This is a genomic window from Hyphomicrobium sp. D-2, assembly GCF_029872155.1.
GTDB lineage: Bacteria > Pseudomonadota > Alphaproteobacteria > Rhizobiales > Hyphomicrobiaceae > Hyphomicrobium_A.
Map to the genome: position 1 here is coordinate 1 of NZ_JARXLA010000006.1, position 4,086 is coordinate 4,086.

The following is a 4,086-nucleotide window of genomic DNA, read 5'->3' on the forward strand; positions in this document are numbered from 1 at the left end:
CCACCTGAGGTCAGGTGGCCCTGAGCCGGACGCATGGCTGCCCTGCCCGCCGTCGCATTGACGTGCGGGCAGCAAAGCTTTAGAGAGCGCGCTTTCCTTGGCCCTCGTCCTTTGGTGACGGGCCTTGCTCTCATTGGAAGATTTTCGTGACGATTTTCGACAACATGGTTCCGGCGCTGGCCGGAGCGCTCGCCGCGCGTGGCTACGAAACGCTGACCCCGGTGCAAACCTCGGTGCTGGCTCCCGAGGCCAGCGGCGTCGACCTCTTGGTCTCGGCCCAGACCGGCTCGGGCAAGACGGTGGCCTTCGGCATAGCCATCGCGCCGACCCTGCTTGACGGCCGCGAGCGCTTCACGCCGGGCGCAGCACCTTCGGCAGTGATCATCGCGCCGACGCGCGAGCTCGCCATTCAGGTGCGCCGCGAGTTCGAATGGCTCTATGCCGCGACCGGCGCCCGCATCGCCTCCTGCGTCGGCGGCATGGACATGCGCAAGGAACGCCGCGCACTCGACGAAGGCGCCGACATCGTCGTCGGCACGCCGGGCCGCCTGCGCGACCACATCACCCGCGGTTCCCTGGACATTTCCGGTCTGCGCGCCGTGGTTCTCGACGAAGCCGACGAGATGCTCGACCTCGGCTTCCGCGAAGACTTGGAGTTCATCCTGGCGGCAGCACCGCAGGAACGCCGCACGCTTCTGTTCTCGGCAACAGTGCCGCCGCAGATCGCCCAGATGGCCAAGCGCTTCCAGCGCAACGCGCTGCGCATCACCGCAGCAGGCGAAAGCCGCCAGCACGACGACATCGAATACCGCTCCGTGCTGGTCGCTCCGTCCGAGCGCGAGAACGCCATCATCAACACGCTGCTTTACTTCGATGCCCAGAGCACAATGGTGTTCTGCGCGACGCGCGAAGCGGTCAAGCACTTCTCGGCGCGCCTTGCCAATCGCGGCTTCGCCGTTGTGGCGCTGTCGGGCGAGCTGAGCCAGGCCGAACGCAACAACGCGCTGCAGGCAATGCGAGACGGCCGCGCCCGTGTCTGCGTGGCGACCGACGTCGCCGCCCGCGGCATCGACCTGCCGAACCTCGACCTCGTCATCCACGCCGACCTGCCGACCAACCCTGATACGTTGTTGCACCGCTCGGGCCGTACCGGCCGTGCCGGTCGCAAGGGCGTGTGCGTGCTGATCGTGCCGTTCCACCGTCGTGGCAGCGCTGCCCGCCTGCTCAAGCTGGCAAAGCTCGAGGCAACGACGCAGGCAGCACCCGGCCCGGCAGAGATCGATGCCCGCAACCGCGAGCGCATGCTGGCGGAACTCACCGACATCGAGGCTGCCGCCGAGGACGAGGCAACGCAGGTCGCCGAAATCCTCGCCGCCCACTCGCCTGAGACGATCGCGCTGGCCTGGCTGCGACAGCAGATGGCCTCGCGTCCCGCCGCCGAAGAGCTCTCGGACCGCCCTGTGCCAGTGTTCGACGCCGCCAAGGCGGAACGTCCCGACAACCGCTTCGAAAGCGGCGTCTGGTTCGCCGTCTCGGTCGGCCGCAAGCACCGCGCCGAACCACGCTGGCTGTTGCCGCTGATCTGCAAGGCAGGCCGCGTCACCAAGCGCGAGATCGGCTCGATCCGCATCTTCGAGAACGATCTCGCATTTCGAGATCATCTCCGAGCGTGCCGACGCCTTTGCTGCGGCCGTCGAGGAACAAGGCACCGGCGAAAAGGGCGTGACCATCACCCGTACTGGTGCCGCGCCTGCATCCGACCACGGCGCCAAGCCGAAGAAGCAGCACCGCAAGGGCCAATACGATCCCGCCGACAAGCCACCCTTCAAGAAGAAGGCTTTTGAAAAGAAGCCTTACGAGAAGAAGCCGTTCGAAAAGCGTGCTGGTGACAAGCCGGCCTACGACAAGCCGGCGGGTGCTGGCGCGGCCAAGAAGTACAAGCCAAAGAAGAGGTTCGGCGAGTAATCGCCAAGCTCTCACGGGGTCTTACTTTTTCGTAAGGTTCGCAGTTGCCACATTCGGCGCCACAAACAGAGATTTGGGCGCGGAATGCGGCTAAGTCACCGTTTGAAAATATGTTTTTCGTCTAATATGCCCCTGGCAAAGCACGGCTATTTCTATCGCCGGGGCCGGGAAACGCCGGCGGCTCGATCTCTTGGGCCGCGACGCGACGTGACTGGACGGCCCTTCATAAGGCGGGTCGGTCCATTCGGGCGCCCGCATTCGTCGGAGAGCATGCCATGCGCAAGCTTCTTGTTCCGGCAGCCGCAGCTGCCATTTTTGCAACCTCTGCCGTATCCTTCGCCGCCGTCCAGCATACGGATGGGACGATCAAGACCTTCGACGCCAAGGCGATGAGCCTGACGCTCGCCGACGGCACATCCTTCTTGCTGTCGAAGAAGTTCAAGGATCCCGGCCTGAAGGCAGGCGAAAAGGTTTCGATCACCTGGGACATGAGCGGCACAAACAAGGTGGCTGAGTCCGTCAAGATCGTGAAGTAGCGCCCAAGCCGCGCTGCAAAAAAGGGCGGAACACGAGGTTCCGCCCTCAGACTGCTGACGAACCCCGTCGAATTTCGGCGGGGTTTTGTTTTGTGGGTTGATTGAGCTTTTGGATTGATTTCGGGGAGCAGATGCCAAGGCCGTTGCGAGCCGGCTTTGGCCTCATGCGAGGCTTGGTTTTGGCTTTGGCCAGAGGCTGATTGCGATCTTTTTCATGTTCTGGGCGGCGGCTGCGATCAGGCACTGGCAGGCCACGCGTGTTCGCCCTCGGAAGCGGGCATAGCGATGGCCGAAGAGCTGCTTGGCATCGGCGAAGGATCGCTCGACCGTCTCCTTGCGGCGTCGATAGATCGCCTTGCCCCATGCGCTTAAGCGGTTGGCATCGACCCGCTCGCGGACATCCTGCCAGACATGGCGCGTGATGGTGCGCTCGGCCTTGGCGTTTGATGTGCAAGACGCCAGCAGCGGACAGTTGCGGCAGATCGTCGGGTTGCTCCTGTAGTGGCGATAACCGCCGCGATCGGTGGTGGCGTAAGTGAGCAACTGGCCCTGCGGGCAACGATAGCCGTCAAGGTCCGGCTCATGGACGAAAGCGCCCTTCCTCATCTTGCCAGGCTTTGGCCGGGTCGGGTTGCGATAGCCGACGACACCCTGGATGTTCCTGTCCTCCAGGCCCTTGGCGATGCCTGGCGTGGCATAGCCGGCATCCAGCCCCGCCGCCGTGACGTCGAAGCCGAAACGCTCCACCTGGCGGTCGAGCCGGTCGAGATAGACGATCGAGTCATGCACGTTGGCCGGCGTGGCAAACGTGTCGGTGATGATGCCGAAGCCGCCATCCACCGTGCGGTGATCGAGATAAAGAAGCCCTTCGGCTTGCCCTCGCGCACCATATAGCCAGCCTCAGGATCGGTGCGCGAGACCTTCGTCTCTTTCACCGCAGGCTGCCGCTCCTGCTCCTTCAGCGCCTTCTGGCCGTGCAACGCCCGTTCGGCGTCGATCGCCCGGTCGAGTTCGCCCCAGTAGTCGGCACGCGACTTGGCGACCATGGCAAGGTCGTACTTGCCCTTGTTGGCATTGGCCTTCAGGTGCGTGCTGTCGGTGTAGAGCACCGTGCCGTCGACCAAGCCTGCCCCGATCGCCTGCTCGACAATGCGGTCGAAGATCGCCTGCGCGATCGTCTCGTCCTGGTAGCGCCGGCGTCGGTTCTGCGACAATGTCGAGGCGTCGAACACCTTGTCCGTCAGCTTCAGCCGCAGGAACCACCGGTAGGCGACATTGACCTCGATCTCTCGCACCAATTGCCGCTCCGAGCGCACCCCGAACAGGTAGCCGATGAACAGCGCCTTGAACATCAAAGTCGGATCAAGTGGCGGGCGACCATTGTCGGCGCAGTAAAGCGGCGCTGTCAGATCGTGGATGAACGAGAAATCGATAACACCATCGATCTTGCGCAGAAGGTGATCAACTGGAACCAGTTGATCGAGCGTGACGATCTCAAGTGCGGTTTGTTCAGGGCCGGCTCGCTTCAACATCACCCACTGAATCACAAACCCCCAACTCTCGCCAGGGGTTTGTCAGCAGTCTG

Annotated in this window: 2 protein-coding genes and 1 pseudogene; 2 read left to right on the top strand and 1 reads right to left on the bottom strand. The window is 63.5% G+C overall.

Translation table 11 applies throughout. From position 1 onward, the window contains the following. The first annotated feature begins 146 nt into the window (after nucleotides 1-146). Nucleotides 147-1,965, top strand: a pseudogene (locus tag QEZ49_RS12300) (DEAD/DEAH box helicase). 275 nt (nucleotides 1,966-2,240) lie between these two features. Further along, nucleotides 2,241-2,501, top strand: a complete 261-nt coding sequence (locus QEZ49_RS12305) for a DUF1344 domain-containing protein (protein ID WP_192315062.1) — start codon at nucleotides 2,241-2,243, stop codon at nucleotides 2,499-2,501. A 162-nt stretch (nucleotides 2,502-2,663) separates the two neighbouring features. Here QEZ49_RS12305 and QEZ49_RS12310 read toward each other — a convergent pair. Further along, a protein-coding gene (locus QEZ49_RS12310) for an IS1182 family transposase (protein WP_280387306.1) occupies nucleotides 2,664-4,033 on the bottom strand; the annotation gives its coding sequence in 2 pieces (ribosomal slippage) (nucleotides 2,664-3,361 and nucleotides 3,361-4,033; 1,371 coding nt in all). Nucleotides 4,034-4,086 lie beyond the last annotated feature (53 nt).

What these genes read in the sequence shown, in the direction of transcription:
- QEZ49_RS12305 (WP_192315062.1), top strand. Translation starts at nt 2,241, where the DNA reads ATGCGCAAGCTTCTTGTTCCGGCAGCCGCAGCTGCCATTTTTGCAACC.